This window comes from Bryocella elongata (assembly GCF_900108185.1).
Classification (GTDB): domain Bacteria; phylum Acidobacteriota; class Terriglobia; order Terriglobales; family Acidobacteriaceae; genus Granulicella; species Granulicella elongata.
Map to the genome: position 1 here is coordinate 1 of NZ_FNVA01000002.1, position 15,655 is coordinate 15,655.

At 59.4% G+C, this 15,655-nt stretch carries 8 protein-coding genes; 5 read left to right on the forward strand and 3 right to left on the reverse strand.

What is annotated here, in order from left to right:
• Positions 1-97: 97 nt before the first annotated feature.
• On the reverse strand, positions 98-1,213 hold the full coding sequence (locus C4S68_RS06350; protein ID WP_103932235.1) for a Fic family protein: 1,116 nt from the start codon (positions 1,211-1,213) through the stop codon (positions 98-100).
• A gap of 1,139 nt (positions 1,214-2,352) precedes the next feature.
• On the opposite strand from C4S68_RS06350, the gene C4S68_RS06355 reads away from it, so the two are divergent.
• The 3 genes from C4S68_RS06355 (at position 2,353) to C4S68_RS06365 (ending at position 6,548) form a co-directional block, all read left to right on the forward strand.
• Positions 2,353-3,864, forward strand: coding sequence for a tannase/feruloyl esterase family alpha/beta hydrolase (locus C4S68_RS06355; protein WP_160115036.1), 1,512 nt, complete (start codon positions 2,353-2,355; stop codon positions 3,862-3,864).
• Between the two features lie 242 nt (positions 3,865-4,106).
• Complete coding sequence (locus C4S68_RS06360; protein WP_103932237.1) at positions 4,107-5,330, forward strand: glycoside hydrolase family 27 protein; 1,224 nt, start codon at positions 4,107-4,109, stop codon at positions 5,328-5,330.
• A 198-nt stretch (positions 5,331-5,528) separates the two neighbouring features.
• Positions 5,529-6,548, forward strand: a complete 1,020-nt coding sequence (locus C4S68_RS06365; RefSeq protein WP_268807271.1) for a ComEC/Rec2 family competence protein — start codon at positions 5,529-5,531, stop codon at positions 6,546-6,548.
• Positions 6,549-6,596: 48 nt separating this feature from the next.
• Here the strand turns inward: C4S68_RS06365 and C4S68_RS06370 are convergent, their stop codons facing one another.
• A complete protein-coding gene (locus C4S68_RS06370; RefSeq protein WP_103932239.1) occupies positions 6,597-7,862 on the reverse strand; it encodes a hypothetical protein in 1,266 nt (421 codons plus the stop codon).
• Positions 7,863-8,177: 315 nt separating this feature from the next.
• Here C4S68_RS06370 and C4S68_RS06375 point away from each other — a divergent pair, with 315 nt between their 5' ends.
• The gene (locus tag C4S68_RS06375; RefSeq protein WP_103932240.1) at positions 8,178-11,681 is read left to right on the forward strand and encodes a carboxypeptidase-like regulatory domain-containing protein; all 3,504 of its coding nucleotides are present in this window, start codon (positions 8,178-8,180) and stop codon (positions 11,679-11,681) included.
• A gap of 116 nt (positions 11,682-11,797) precedes the next feature.
• On the forward strand, positions 11,798-13,315 hold the full coding sequence (locus C4S68_RS06380) for an alpha-L-fucosidase (RefSeq protein WP_103932241.1): 1,518 nt from the start codon (positions 11,798-11,800) through the stop codon (positions 13,313-13,315).
• 1,278 nt (positions 13,316-14,593) lie between these two features.
• Here the strand turns inward: C4S68_RS06380 and C4S68_RS06385 are convergent.
• Positions 14,594-15,643: a glycosyltransferase family 2 protein gene (locus C4S68_RS06385; protein ID WP_160115038.1), complete on the reverse strand. Its 1,050-nt coding sequence runs from the start codon at positions 15,641-15,643 to the stop codon at positions 14,594-14,596.
• Positions 15,644-15,655: the final 12 nt, after the last annotated feature.

A 15,655-nucleotide genomic window follows, 5' to 3' on the forward strand; every position in this document is an offset into this window, starting at 1 on the left:
AGAGGGGCCATGGCCCCTCTCCCTTCGAAAACCACAACCATCAACAATGAAGAGAATCTCCAGTTATGAATGGCAGGAAGGCTGGGGGCAGGTCAGTTCAATTCAGTCTGCCTTCGATCATGGCCTCGTACTGATCCGCCAATCGATAGCGACGTGTCTTTCTAGCCATGCTTGTCGGAATCAGGAAGTTGCTTTCAACCCAGCGCTGGCAGAGGAGTGCAGCAGTTCGTGGCTGAAATCCGAACAAGGTGCCGATCTCCTTCGCGCTGATCTCTCGCGAATCTCGAAAGAGCGCTAAAACCTTTCGCTGACGGGCATCCAAAGTCCTAAGCAGCCGTGATTGGTCGATGGCGCCCCTGGTCGACTCGGCTTGTGCCTGCTCTTTGACCTTCTGGAAGGAGACGGCCATACCGTCGATGAAATAGGAGACCCATCGGGTGATGTCTGCCGAGGCCCGACCCATGTAGTAGTTGTGCGAGGGGCCGATGGTCAGGGCCTCGTAGTAGTCCTTGAGTCCGCGGGCATAGTACTCCTCGAGGGCATAGAGTCCCTTGAGGCCATAGCCTCCGAGATGCAAGATGAGTGTGGTCAGTAGTCGTGCTGTACGACCGTTGCCGTCGTAATAGGGATGGATCGTGGCGAATTGGTAATGCGCAATTCCGGCACGGATCGGTACGGGTAGGTCGTCTTTGATGTTGATCCATCCGACGAACTCCTTCATCAGTGTTGGCACATCCTTCGCTTCTGGAGGCATGTAGACGATGCCGCTCGATCGACTATCGCGGATGACGTTCTGGCCGTCGCGATATGGCGTTGGCCGAACGCGCGTCTTCCCTCCGGCCATCACGAGAGCATGGAGCTTCTGGATCGTCGCCTCGCTGACGGCTCCCTGTCGTTCGGTCAACCGTTCAACCTCATCCAGAGCCGCGTAGTACCCCTTGACCTCGGCTTCATCCCGCTCCCGCCCAGCGAAATGCTGTTCCGCGCTGATCACCCTGCCGACCTGCTCCTGGGTAAGCCGGTTGCCCTCGATCATCGTCGAGTAGTGAGTAGAGAACAGTCGGGCGGTTTCACGGAGGCTTGCCAGTACACGCGGGTTGATCGGAAGGGTTCCTATAGTCTGGCGTACCGCCTCGATCCGCATTAGGTTGGCAGCGGTGGCGGGGCTAATCCCAAAGGTGGGCGCGAACCCTCCTATCCTTTCCTTTGCCATCGGTCTCCTTTGCGCCTGCCGATATGTTGCGCTCTGTATGCCGTTATTTTACTGATAACGTGCCGAAAGGCACAGCTGGATCGACCGTTTCATTGGCATCTGCCTCCTGAGCCTCGATCTACTGCCGCAGCCTGTTCGGGAAAATGAACGGGCTGATCCCCCACGGACCAGCCCTTCGCCGCCTGCCCAAAGTTTGTCGCATTCTTGTCGCAAAGAGCGCCCAGTCATGCGGTTTTGCCGGTTATGCCGACTCGTAAGTTACATGCCGTCTATAGATTGCGCTCGGACCTACAACATGGCATGGGAGAGGTCATCGGTTCGATCCCGATCAGGTCCACCAAATATTCCTGACAGTTTAGTAGGTGTTTGTAACGGTGCCGCTGCCGAGACAGAGCTGCGAGCCTTGTCTCGCTCGTGAGCGCATCTCTGCCTGTGGTGGACGCAATGGCGATCGCCTGCTGCCTCTGGAATTAATCAGCCTTTCAGTCATCGTTCGTTCATGTCTGCGCTATGGATTGGCAATATGGCGAAGGAGCACGGCGAGTGGGCGAGGATGACCAGGATAGCAGCGTCCAAGAGGCGCGCACGAGGCGTGCAGGCTTAGGGCGTCGGCGAAGGCGCCTGGGCGAAGGGGATGAGGGTGCCGCCTCCGACGAGCGCGGCGACCAGTAGGCCGGAGCCGCACGGTGAGCGGGCCGAGTCCAGCGATGGTGGATGTGAACAGTATGGGTACCATGATGAGTTGCACAGGCCGATCGTTAGGAGGCATGTGACGGAGGGAGGTCCGCGTGTGACCAGACTGGCGAGCACCAGCGCCGAGGCGCCGGCCGCGACCCGGGCAAGCTGGTAAGAGCGTTCCGGCCCAGCAGGCAGCGTCAGGTAGTTGATCCGTCGGCTGACGATGGATATTTCCGCGCCCACATCCCTCCCCGCTGAGCGGGCATTGCCTTTCAGGCCACAGGCGATGACTGCAGCTGGGATCAGCTAGAGTGGACGCTGGATGATCAGCCGGTTGTGCCTTCCTGATTACGTTTCTCAGCGTTCTGTTCGAACCGAAAGTTTTCCGGAATTCTGCTTATAGAGCCACCTGGCCACGCTCCAAGACCACGTGTGATCTTGAACTGATCGCGAGCATGAAGATGAAGCACGAAAATGCATGGCGGAGCCGGGCGGCGCGAATCGTGGCTGTTTTCGGCACGCTGATCGGCCTCGCGCCGGCCCACGCCGCGATTCGATGCGAAGATCTGCGCCAAGTGGAGATCTCGCAGATGAACATCTCTGCTGCGGAAGTGGTGCCCGCAGGGGGATTCCACTCCGCGATGGGATTCAACGGGCTCGAAGCCGCCAAGTTGCCGGAGTTCTGCCGCGTTACGGTCGTCGCTCATCCCTCTGCTCAATCGCATATCGGGATCGAGGTATGGCTCCCTACGGGGGATTGGAATGGAAAGTTCCTCGGTACGGGAAACGGTGGGTTTGCAGGGCACATCGCGTATCGTTCCCTGGCCGACGGGCTGCGTTCTCATTACGCGGTTGCCAACACTGATACCGGCACTTCACCGGATGCAGGCTATTTCACCTCTCGGGAAGAGGTGAAGGACTGGGCCTTTCGCTCTGTTCATCAGATGACAATCGCAGCGCAATCGCTGGTGAAGGCGTTCTATGGGAAGCCGCCGAAAGAGCGATATTTCAGCGGATGCAGCAGCGGAGGCCAGGAAGGCTTGACCGAAGCGCAGCGATTCCCGGACGACTATGACGGCATTCTGGCGGGAGCGCCGGCGAACGATCGGGTCGACTTGCACGTCGCCCTCCTCTGGAACTGGCGTGCGATGCACCGCGCTGACGGGACCGCGATCTTTTCGTCCGAGCAGTTGCTGCTCTTGAGCGCGATGGTAGCGAAGTCGTGCCCTTCGGTAAATGGAGTCGTGATGAATCCGGCTGTCTGCGCCTTTGACGTGGCGCAGTTCAAATGTCGCCGCGACGACCACGGGGAGGGATGTTTCACCGGGGAGCAGATCGCGGCGATCCGGAACGTCTACAACGGGCCTGAAGATCCAAAGTCACAACGCCGGATTTATCCGGGGCTCGCGTACGGAAGCGAGAGCCAGTGGACGGCGTTGCTGCCGACTGAGCATGGCGGAGGTGCCATGCCGTATGACGCCCTGTTGCGAGCCGCTTTGGGCGCCGAGTGGCACGGAGTCTTTGGCTTCCGCTTTGGGCAAGACACGGAAGCGGTCGAACGCGACCTCTCCACGGTGGTGAACGCGACCGATCCCAACCTGGATGCGTTCAGGTCGCACGGAGGAAAGCTCCTGTTGACCCACGGCTGGGCCGACCCGGTGATCGCTCCGGGAGGCTCGATTCGCTACGTGGACGAGCTCCGCAAGCGGTACGGGGCGGACGTAAATAGCTTCCTGCGCTTTTATCTGGTGCCTGGAGAGGCGCACTGCGGAGGAGGTCCAGGGCCTTCCACGTACGAGGGTCTGGGAATCCTGGCGGACTGGGTCGAGCGAGGGAAGGCTCCCTCGGCGATTCAGGCGACCGGGGGGAGCCGCCTGAAGGAGGCGCTCCTCTGCCCCTATCCGCAGCGGGCCGTTCTCAAGGGAGCGGGAGTGCCTGATGAAGCGCGCAGCTATGCGTGCGTCTCTCCATAGCGGGCTCTTTCCTTTGCCCCAACCGGTCTGGCGGATCAAACCGGCTGCCTTGTGAAGCGTACGCCTTAGCCGTGGCGGTGCGGGAGATGGCCGAAGGACCGCATAAAAAGCGGGCATAACGGTTCGTAACGCTGGTTTGACGACAGAAGTTTCCTAGGATGAGTGGATCGATCGCCGCACCGGTAGTCGAACGGGGCCGGTCAGAATCATGTCCAGCTTCAAAGATAAGGGAAAGCTTCTGCATGAAATGGAACAAGCTCTCATGGGCCCTGATGGTCGTCGTCATGGTGATGGCCAGGGCGACGGTTTACGCTCAGGCCTCCGTCGCGAATGTTGTGGCCGCACGTCCTCCGATGGGATGGAACAGCTGGAATCACTTTGGGGATAAGGTTACGGCTGCGGACGTAAGGGCTGCGGCCGATGCACTGGTGACCTCGGGGATGCGTGACGCCGGCTATGTCTATGTGAACGTCGACGATGGCTGGCAGGGAACCCGCGATGCTGCGGGAAGGATTCACGCCAACGTCCGTTTCGGCGACATGAAAGCTCTCGTGGACTACGTGCACTCCCGGGGGCTGAAGTTTGGGATCTACTCATCGCCTGGTCCCAGGACCTGCGCCGGATATGAGGGCAGCTTTGGGCATGAGGTCGAGGACGCGCAGGTGTATACCTCCTGGGGCGTGGACTATCTGAAGTACGACCTCTGCACGTTCGGAGGCATCATCGGGACCTATGGCCCAAAGGCGAAGGAGATTTCTTACGCTGACGCTCTTATCCAGATGCGCCGGGCTTACGAGGTCATGCATCGCGCTTTGATGGCCACGGGCAGACCGATTCTTTACAGCTTCTGCCAGTACGGCTTCGGCCGCTCCTGGCAATGGGCTGCTGCTGATGGAGCCAACCTATGGCGTACGACCGGCGACATTCAGGACAACTACGACAGGATGATCAATATCGGGTTCTCGCAAGATGGCCTGGAAAAGTTTGCAGGGCCTGGGCACTGGAACGACCCCGACATGCTGGAGGTTGGCAACGGGCATATGACGCATGACGAGTACCTGTCCCACATGAGCTTGTGGGCATTGCTTGCTGCTCCTCTGCTCGCTGGCAATGACCTGAGCACGATGTCGGATGCGACTCGCGCGATTCTCACAAATCGAGAGGTCATTGCGATCGATCAGGATGAAGCCGGGGTGCAGGGGCATCGAGCCTGGTCCGAGGGCACCCTCGAAGTGTGGGTCAAGCCGCTGGCGGACGGCAGCTCCGCTGTTGGATTGTTCAACGAAGCAGACTGGACCGCATCGGTCGACGTGGACTGGGAGCGGCTCGGCTATAGCGGGCCGCTCAACATCCGTGACGTCTGGTCCGGAACAGACCTGGCCGCAGGGAGTGAAAGATTGAGACGGCTGATACCGAGGCATGGCGTCCTGCTATTGAGAGTGAGCCGTGCAAGCAAGGGCAGTTGATCTGGCTCGGGGGCGCGGTAGCCAGCCATCCCCGCCGCGCGCGGATTGTGCAGTCGATTGGCCCAACATTTATCCCGTCGTGCTCTTGCCTAGACGACAACATAATCGGATAGGAGATCCGTGGTGGTAATGAGTTCTCACATGAAAACACGCTTGACCGGACTACCTATGTATAGGCGGATCGCCTATTTTGCCTTGATGTTTGTCTTGCTGAGCGGCTGCGCCCTTGCGGGAACGCCGCGTGCTAAGAAGGGCGAACGATTCCAAGTGACTTGCCTTGAGGTTGCGGACTCGGGCCGAGGGGTTGGACTGGCGGTGATTCTCCAGACCCCTGGAGGCCACACGTATCTCTACGACACAGGTGTTGGTTACCCCACGAAGGATGATCCCTCTGGCTGGGTTGCGGGGATCAACACCGGTCGCGATCAGATCGCTCCCTTTCTTCGCGCCAATGGTATCGAGCAGATCGATGGCGTGGTGATCAGCCACGCGCACCTCGATCATTGGGGCGGGCTGCTCTGGCTGGTCGATCACTTCCCGGTGCGTAAGCTCTACGACTCTGGCTACGACTTTCCCGGTGCAATGAATCCGGAGTGGCGTCAGGAACTGGGTGGCTATACCGACTTGCGCAACCGATTCATCCAGCGCGGGGCGTATCAGCAGGTCAGAGCCGGCGACAGGTTGCCGTGGGACCCTGAGCTCGAGGTTGAGGTGTTGGCGCCACCGCGCGATCACTATTTTTCCGAGCCACGTCCGGAGCTGCGCAGTGCAGCGGATCCACCGTCCCACTACCTGGTGAATGCCAACTCGGTTGAGTTGCGCATCCGCTACGGCAACGTGGTGTACCTGTTCCCGGGAGACATCCAGAAGGACGATGTCGATCACAGCCTGTTGACAAGCGTTCCGCACGACAAGTTGAAGGCGAATATCCTAATTGCGCCCGCTCATGGCATCAACGCGAACCAGTCGGATGCCTTTGCGAAGGCGGTGAGCCCGCAGGTGGTCGTTGCGAGTTTGTTTCCTCGCTGGCTGCAGGACAAGCTGGCCCCCGCACTATATAGCGATCGTGGGGCGAAGGTCTACATCACGGGTGAGCGCGGTTGGGTGAAGATTGTCTCCGATGGAGAACACTTCACGGTCTATCCCGAGCGTAGTGGCGAGTCGCACGCTGTCAGCGTGCCGGGCGTTCCGGATCATTTCTCGGTGACAGGGAAGTAGTTTCGAGCTCCAGCAGCTGGTTCTTGCGGTGGCAGGCGCGGGTCGGGGTTATCGCCAGTAGTAGCTGGCGACGACCTCTGCCGGTCCTGGCGTCTCACCGACGACCTTGGTGCGCAGCACCAGTTGCAGATTCATCCGCTCCCACCCCTTGGGTGCGGATCGCGTCAGCTTCTGGATGGCCGCAGGGTCGGTGACGAATTCTCCCGCTGCCTGACTTCCATAGCCACTGATACCCGCGATGGACACGAGCGACTGCCCGGTACGTGCGACCAGGACCCTCGATACGATGGCGTAGTCCTCGGTCGCATGTCCCGTCTTCGAGAGCGAGGGGACGGACCAGAAGGTCGACGGCCGGTCGCGATCGACGATGACGCGCTTATCGTCCTGTTCTGCAAAGGAGAAGCGCAGGCCGTTGGTCATGGACATGGTCCAGCGGTTCGAGAAGCCTCCGACCAGCACCGCAGGTGCCTTCTTCAGATCGGAGAAGCTGACATCGTCGCCCAGCCTGGCCTGGCTTCCTCGCCCGAAGGACTGCAACGCGCGGCCGATCAGGAAGCTGGCGTTCGAGTCTCCGATGCCGACGTAACCATCGCGGATCAGCTCGACATCGGGATGGGTGCGGCTCTCGGAACTCGTGACATAAGCCACAGGTCTCAGGCTTTGCAAGGGTCTGGAACGAGCCTCGTCCATTGCAGGCTCACCATGGGTCGGGATATAGACATCAGGATGCCCAAGGCAGACGATTGGTGAGCTGGAGCCGCCGAGCATTGGCTCCCAGAAGAGCCGCAGCGGGTCACGCGAGTGCATGACGGCGCTAACGCCCGCGACGGTGCATAGCATAACAGCCGAGACCACAGCCCAGCGCGACACCAGAACACCACGCCTTGAGGGCACGATCCGGGCCGAGTCCTTATACCAGTCGAACTGCGGAGCATAAGAGCCAGCTGGCAGTTCGATCCGAACACGCCGCGCGGGGTCAGCGCCCAGCGAATATTGTGCAAGGCGTTTGCGCACTTCGTTCGCCTTCACGCGAACGATGGCGTCGTCGCCGGTGTCGTAGTCGGGAGTTCTGCCGAACAGGTCGATGCCGAGCGTGCGCTCTTTCAACTGATCGGCGTTCCCTGTGGACGCTGCTTCGACTACGTAGCGAAGGAAGGCCTGGCACCGCTTGCTGCCCTTGAACGAATCGCTCGCAAGGATGTTGTCGAGTTCCAAGCCGATCAGCTCACGAGGGTCCACCCTGGAAGGGATCGCCTGGTGCGGGCGGACCCGCGAGGCGATGGTTCGAATGACCGCTCGGATCTGATTGTGCATATCGATTGAGCCTACCTGCCTTCGATGAAATTCCCTTGAATGCCGGAACCGTGCACAACAGGGAGCCAACTGTTGCCTGTCATCGTAGAGGAAGAAACTCTAACACCCGGTGAATCAGCTCGTCTGCCTCTCACGCTGTGTTGACGATTCCATCCATTCACACCTCAATCATCTTGGGTCATGGCGAGATTAATCCCTTGAAGAATCAGCGATCCACGTTGTCCATAACGGTTCGTAACGTTGTGAGGGACGTCCATGCTCACTAGGGTCAAGCATGCGTCATGGAGCAAATCGCACTTGTTTGAAGGAAGACCGATGCAATTATCTCGATCGTTGGCACGCCACTCCAGAATCCGATTCTTTCTGACCTTCGGCCTGGTCGTTATGAGCCTGGCCGTTCTCTCGCCCAAGGCCCTGGGGCAGGTCTCGTCAGCCTCCGTGACCGGTAATGTGCGCGACGGCTCTGCGGCGAACGTCGTCGGAGCGGTTGTCGTGCTGCAGAACGTCGACACGAAGGTCGTCCGTGAGACCGTGTCGAATGGCGCAGGGCGCTACTCGTTTCCCAGCGTTCCTCCCGGAAACTACACGCTCAACTTCACCGCGACGGGATTCGAGACCCAGGACGTCCAGGCCTTCCAGGTCGCGGTCGATCAAACGGTGGATGTAAACGCCAATCTTCGTGTCGGCGAAGTCCACACGACGATGGTCGTTGAGGCACAAGGTACCCAGGTCGAAAGCGCTACCGCACAGCTCGGGACAGTGATCGCAGAGAAGCAGGTCAATGACCTACCGCTGAACGGCCGTAACTTTACGCAGCTGTTGCAGCTGACGCCGGGCGCGACGCCGATCAGCGTGGGACAAAATGCGGCGGGGACGCAGACGGCGATCACCGCAGGGTCGCAGTTTACCTTTCCGTCGATCAACGGCCAGCCCAACCGCGCGACGATGTTCCTGGTCGACGGGCTGAACGATAACGATGCCTGGTACAACACGTATGCGATTGCCCCCATCGTCGACTCGATCCAGGAGTTCAAGATCAACTCCCACAGTGACGCCGAGTACGGTCAGGTACTCGGTGGCGTGGTAAATGTCTCGACGAAGTCCGGGACCAACAGCTTTCATGGCTCGGCGTGGGAGTATGTACGCAACAACGACTTCGATGCCACCACCTACTTTCCTTCGCGCCCGCTGTACCACCAGAATCAGTTCGGAGGATCTCTGGGCGGCCCGGTCGTGCTACCTCATCTTTACGACGGTCACGACAAGACGTTCTTCTTCATAGCTGCTGAGGGCTTCCACTACAGCAAGGGCAATGGGACGTACTTCCTTCAGCCCACCGCGGCGCAGCTTGGAGAGTCCACGTGGGGAGGAGCGCAGAACCTGGGTTACGGTGACTTCAGCAGCGCCACGACGGGCGCAGCGGGTTGCAGCGCGGGCGCAACCAGCACGGCCACCTGCCAGCTTTACGATCCGACGGTGAGCAACGCGGCATCCAACCGACCGGCGTATGTTGGAAACCAGATTCCAGTCTCCGAGATGGACTCTCGTGCGGTGGCGTATATCAACGCTATCTTCTCAGCGCCGATCGTGATCCCAGGGGTTTCACCCACGACAGACAACGGAGAGATCACGGACCCTTCGCGGCAGACGCAATATAACTACACGGCGCGGATCGATCAGCACATCGGAACCCGCGACTTCATCTTCTTCCGTTACTCGGGGCAGACCCTGGAGACGGTAACGCCTGGCGCGGTGCCGCACCTGTTCTCCGACAACACGCTTCCCTCGCAGCAATATGGCCTGAGCTGGTTGCACGTCTTCAGCCCATCCACCAGCATGCAGGTTCAGTACGGCCGCACGCACGTCGAGTCCAACATCCTCAGCAAGTTCAACGTGGCCGATATCACCGGAACCTACGGGATGTCGGGGGCCTTCGCAGGGAACTACATCGGAGGTGTCACACTGCTGCCCAGCCTCGCGGTTACAGGGTACTTCTCCGGAGGCGAGGTCGAGAGTACGGCTCCGAATCTCTCCAGCGTGCATGAATGGAAGGGCAGTGTGGTCAGGACCTTCGGCGCTCATGTCGTGCAAGTCGGCGGAGGCTGGGACGAGATCAACTATACGCAGATCATCCGCCAGCCCAGCGTGACGTTCAGCGCGGCTACTACGGGCAACTTTGCGGGTAACCCTGGGTCGACAGTTGCGTCTTCCATCGCGACCACGCAGGCGGGCAACGCACTGGCCAGCTTCCTATTGGACTTTCCCTCAGCGGAGTCGAAGATCAACAACCAGATCCTGGAGCAGCCTGGTGGCATCGCAGAGATCTACGTGCAGGACAGCTGGAAGGCGACGTCCAGGCTGACGGCCAACTTTGGTCTTCGCTATGACCGCACAGTGATTCCGCAGCTGCAGGCGGGATTGCAGTCAGGTGACTTCGACTTCCACACCGGCGAGTACATTCTGCAGGAGACGCCGCAGAGTTGCAGCGTCACGGGGCAGGCGCCTTGCGTTCCGGGCACCGGCGCGTTGCCGGATCACGTTCGTGTCGCCGCTCACGGCAAGATCCTTGAGGGGACAAAGCTGAACTTCGCGCCTCGACTGGGGCTGGCGTATCGCGTGAACGATCATCTTGCGGTGCGTGCAGGCTTCGGTATTACGTTTGACAACTGGGCCGCGACGCTGCAGCTGCCGCAGAACTTTGATGGCACCTGGCCGAACATCGGCAGTCAGGGCCTGTCGAACACGAACACTCCGGGTTCGGCGTACGTGTCTGCGCAGAATCCCTTCGGGACTTCGTCGGGCAATCTGCCTGCAGCATCTCCCTTCTTATCCTCGAACGTGGCCTTCATGGTGGATCCCGAGATACGGAATCCCTACTCGGAGCAGTGGAACGCTGGTATCGAACAGCAGTTCGGCAGCCGCGTGCTGCTCGCACTCAACTATGTCGGTTCGGAGTCGCACCGGTTGGATCTTGGAGGTTTCTACAACACGGGTACACCTGCTGCGGGTATCTCGTTTGCCACAAGGCAGACCGCAGGCACGACCGGCCAGCCTTTTCCGTACACAGTGCCCAATCGTTGGGATCACTCCGGCGGTAACGGTACATACAACGCGCTCCAGGCGTCCCTAGCCAGGAGCTTCGCTTCGGGGCTTGCGTACCAGGTGGCATACACATGGAGCAAAGCGATCGATGAAGGCGACTCAGGATGGTTCGGTGCGGAGGGCTTCGCGCTCGAGGATCCTTACAATCCGCGGGGCAGTCGTAGCGTGTCAGCCTACAACGTTCCGCAGCTGTTTACCGTAAACGTGAACTATGAACTGCCCTTTGGGAAGCAACACTCGACCGGCAATCGGGTGGTGGACTATATCGTTGGCAACTGGCAGGTGAACTCGATCTTTCTGGCACGGTCGGGGCAGGTGTTCTCCATTACCGCTGCAGGAGATATAGCGAACACAGGCAACGGCGCGACCTATGAACGCGCCAACCTGACCGGGAATCCCAAGCTAGTCAACCGCACACGCAGCGAATGGTTCAATACGGCCGCGTTTTCTGCACCTGCAAGCGGGACGCTGGGAAATGCAGGCCGCAACATCCTGCAGGACCAGACTTACTGGGACCTCGACTCTTCGGTGATTCGCAGGTTCCCAATTCACGACAGCCTGGCGGTAGAGTTGCGCGCCGAGGCCTTCAACGTGCTCAACCACCCTGTCCTTGGGACGCCGGCGAACTCCGTGACTACGCCTTCGAGCTTCGGGCAGATTACATCGACAGCGAGCAGCCAGCGCCTGATGCAGTTCGCGGCGAAGATCGTGTTCTAGCACGAGCTCAGGGGCGACACTGAGGCGCGGGCCACACCGTTTCGGGGTATGGCCCGCGCCGGCGCTGGTAGGGGTCTTGCCAGCCAGATACTTCAACCGCTCGAAGGAGATCTTTCTTGCACAACCTTCGCCTCGTCCTTGCCACCGTGCTGCTAGCGGCTGGTTCCTCAAGTGCCTTCGCTCAACTGGAGGGCGCCGCGGTGGAAACTGGCCCGGTGCACCATCCGGTGCCAGCCATTCAGGATACGGAGACGCCGGCCCAGCGCGCAGAGCGCATGCGATGGTGGCGCGAGGCTCGCTTTGGCATGTTCATCCATTGGGGACTCTATGCCGTGCCGGCGGGAAGATGGCAGGGTAAGCAGGTGCCCGGGAACGCCGAATGGATCATGAACGGCGCATCGATCCCGGTCGCGGACTATAAAGCTCTCGCACCCAGGTTCGATCCGGTGGGCTTCAACGCTCACGACATCGTCGCGCTGGCGCGGTCGGCAGGCATGAAGTACATCATCGTCACGGCGAAGCATCATGATGGCTTCGCTATGTTCGATTCTGCTGCGGACCCGTTCAACGTGGTTGCAGCGACGCCGTTCGATCGTGACCCCTTGCGCGAACTTGCGGAGGAGTGCAGAAGGCAGGGCATCAAGCTGGGCTTCTACTACTCCCAGGACCAGGACTACACGGCCCCGGGAGGCGGAGCGTATAAGACTGGCGATCACCAGCCGCCTTCGTACCACTGGGATAAGGCGCAGGACGGTGACTTCGCGACCTATGTCCATAAGAAGGCCATACCGCAGCTCCGCGAGTTGCTAACGCACTACGGCGAGTTTCCGGCTGTCATCTGGTTCGACACACCCAAGGATATGACACCTGATCTGGCCGGAGAGATCGTTGCCCTGCTGAACCAACATCCGAACTTGATCTGGAACAATCGCCTGGGAGGAACGTACGAAGGCGATATCAGGACTCCTGAGCAATACATTCCGCCGAAGGGCTTTCCCGGGGAGGACTGGGAATCGTGCATGACGATCAACGACTCCTGGGGCTTTCGCGCCGACGACCATAACTTCAAGTCGACTGAGACACTGCTGCGCAGTCTGATCGATGCGGCCAGCAAGGGTGGAAACTATCTGCTCAACATTGGCCCTGACGCCCAGGGAGATGTTCCACCTGAGGAGATGCAGCGCTTACGAGAAATTGGCACATGGATGAGCGTGAATGGAGAGGCCATCTATGGCACTACGGCGACTCTGTTTGGGCCGGAGGCGGGTTCGTTCCGCAGCAACGAGACCGATCACGATGGCAAACCTAAGTTCGCGCCGGCGTGGAACTGGAGATCGACCACTTCAGCCCACAAGATTTACATTGAGCTCCTCACCTGGCCCGGCGTGACCTTTCATCTGGAACACGTCCCGCGCAGGGTGAGCGGGGCGTATCTCCTCGCCGATCCGAAGCATACCCCGCTCACAATCGTCCGGAGCAGCGAAGGCATCGACATTGCGTTGCCGCCGAAGCCACCCGATCCAATCGCCACGGTTCTCGTGCTCGATACGACTGGAACCGGCGCTATGTGCTGTGTAAAAGGTGCAGTGGCTGGCGCGGACGATGCGTGGCGTCGAAGGGTGCCTCGGCCTTAGGCTGTTGCGGTCGCTGCGCCAGCCACTCACCGGGTCGGGGCACAGAATCAGCGGCGTCCACTGGACGCCTCTTCAGCGCAACCAGCCGCTCTCGGAGACGATGGATCTCCCGATCAAGCTCCTCGAGCTTCGTCGCAGCGTTTCCCAATTTCGAGACCCGAGATGCTAGCCAGACGACGACCAGGATGAGGAGAGATAAGAAAAGCTCTTACATGGAACGGTCAACAGTATTCCAGTGAAAAGTTTGCTGTGCAACATGATTGGTTCCGACTGGTCAGGGCTTCGCGGACGGCTCCACGCTCAACTGGAGATGTTCGGCGCGAGGTTCACCCAAGAGCCGGGAGTCCATCTGGTCGCGGCATAGACAGTTCGCTTCCGTCCAAGCCGCCACGTCAGTGCCTTCGCTGAGTATTCACGGCGCTCGAGCATTGAACAAGGATTGGGCTGCCCCACGGTCAGCCCAACACCCACTGGTTGGAAATTGATGCCATTTTGATGCCAAACTGCGCCTGAAATACCGGCTATTACCAGTTCTTCCGGTTTATAAGTCCTTTAGAATGTGAGGCCGGCTGGTTTGACCCCACCCCTCTTCCGTGCCATGGAGCGCATCAAAACGCAAGTCACAGACGGTAAAGCCTTCACACAATGGAAGTCACAGGCGCGGATGAGCGCCGATACAGACAGGGATCCAAAGATGAGTTCGGGCCGTCCGCCCACGGCCAGCCCGATCGCCCGAGAGAGATTTTGGCAGCAAAAGCTGCCAAATGTGCCGGGTGTGCCGGTTTATCCGACTCCTAGTGCACCAAAACACCCTTACAGACCAAGCATATGACAGGAGGCGTTCACTCTCTCCTCTCTGTGACCTTGTGTCATTTTGTGTCACGGGCGTTGAAGGTTTACGCCGACCCCGTACGACACCACCAGCTCGCGCCGGTTTTTTCCGCTTCAAACCCACAGTCCACGCCGCTCTTCCTTGCTTGAATTGATGGCGGACCGCACGCCTTCCGGATCTCCTGCATGTAGACATCGGTTTTCAGTTGCCTGCCCGAAAGGAACCCAGACGTCCTGGAAGGGACGGATCTGTGCTGGTCCGGCGTCGATGAATGACTCGGTTATTTGCATCGACTAAGACAGCGGCCGGGCACAATTTCCGAAATTGCATCGCCCACCACAGGAGTGGTCGGATTAGATGGACAACTTGACGGAGTAAGGCATATCTAGCCTTGAAGCTGTCCAGCTCCATCTACGAGAGAGTCGAGAGCGTCAAAAAAGCTCCCTTCAAACAAGAGGCGGTCCTGAACCCAGATCTCCTTTTTGGGTGTCGAGCGAGGATTGCCCCGACCGAAGGCCGGGCTGGGTCAAGTCGTGATGGGTGAGCGTAGCCGAGGGAGCATTGGCGACGATCTGATCGACAACATAGAGCGGCCGCCCTTTGGTCTCATCGTAAATGCGTCCGACATAAATCCCGAGGATTCCCAGATTCAACAGGATGAGGCCTCCGATAAACGTCGTCAGCGTGACGAGACTCATCCATCCGGGAACGGCCAGTATGTGATGAACCAGATACAGAATCAGGACATAGGCCCCAAATCCCACCGAGAACACGGACATAGTTAGACCCACGGCCACGGAAAAGTACAATGGCCGATTCGAAAAGGCGACGATTCCATTCGTGGCTAGCCGGAACAGGCCGCGCAAGTCATAAGAGGATGACCCTTCATACCGGGCCGCATGTTCGACATCCACATAGGCAGTCGTGAAACCCAGCCACTGGACCATGCCGTTGAAGAGCCTGGAAGCCTCCCGCATGCTGCGATAGCCGTCGACCACACTGCGGCGCATCATGCGGAAGCTGCCGACCGCGGGATCCATCCGATGCCCGGATAGCAGATAGTAGACCCCGTAGAAGAAGCGAGAAGCCCAGCGTTTGGACCACCGATCCTTGCGGTCCACGCGACGAGCCAGGACCACATCGTTCCCCTGTTCCGCGACGGCGAGAAGTTTGGCGATCTCTTCCGGTTGATCCTGGAGGTCACAGTCCATGGTCACGGTCCACTCGCCAGAGACAAAGTCGAGGCCCGCTGTCAAAGCGTAGTGCTGGCCAAAATTCCGACTTAGCCGGATTGCCGTGATCGTGGGATACAGCGCAGCCATCTGCCGCATGACTTCCCAGGAGTTATCAGGGCTGCGGTCGTCAATAAGAAAGATCTCATACTCGACGTTCAGGTTCCGCAGGCTTGCGGTCAGCCTCTCGCAGAGAACAGGCAGAATGCTTTCCGCACGGAAGACGGGAATGACGATGGAAATGTAAGGGCGGTCGTTTTTCATGCAACGTGCTTC

Coding starts and splice junctions, on each gene's coding strand:
- C4S68_RS06350 (WP_103932235.1), bottom strand. CDS start 1,213: ATGGCAAAGGAAAGGATAGGAGGGTTCGCGCCCACCTTTGGGATTAGC.
- C4S68_RS06370 (WP_103932239.1), bottom strand. CDS start 7,862: ATGCACAATCAGATCCGAGCGGTCATTCGAACCATCGCCTCGCGGGTC.
- C4S68_RS06355 (WP_160115036.1), top strand. CDS start 2,353: ATGAAGCACGAAAATGCATGGCGGAGCCGGGCGGCGCGAATCGTGGCT.
- C4S68_RS06360 (WP_103932237.1), top strand. CDS start 4,107: ATGAAATGGAACAAGCTCTCATGGGCCCTGATGGTCGTCGTCATGGTG.
- C4S68_RS06365 (WP_268807271.1), top strand. CDS start 5,529: ATGTTTGTCTTGCTGAGCGGCTGCGCCCTTGCGGGAACGCCGCGTGCT.
- C4S68_RS06375 (WP_103932240.1), top strand. CDS start 8,178: ATGCAATTATCTCGATCGTTGGCACGCCACTCCAGAATCCGATTCTTT.
- C4S68_RS06385 (WP_160115038.1), bottom strand. CDS start 15,643: ATGAAAAACGACCGCCCTTACATTTCCATCGTCATTCCCGTCTTCCGT.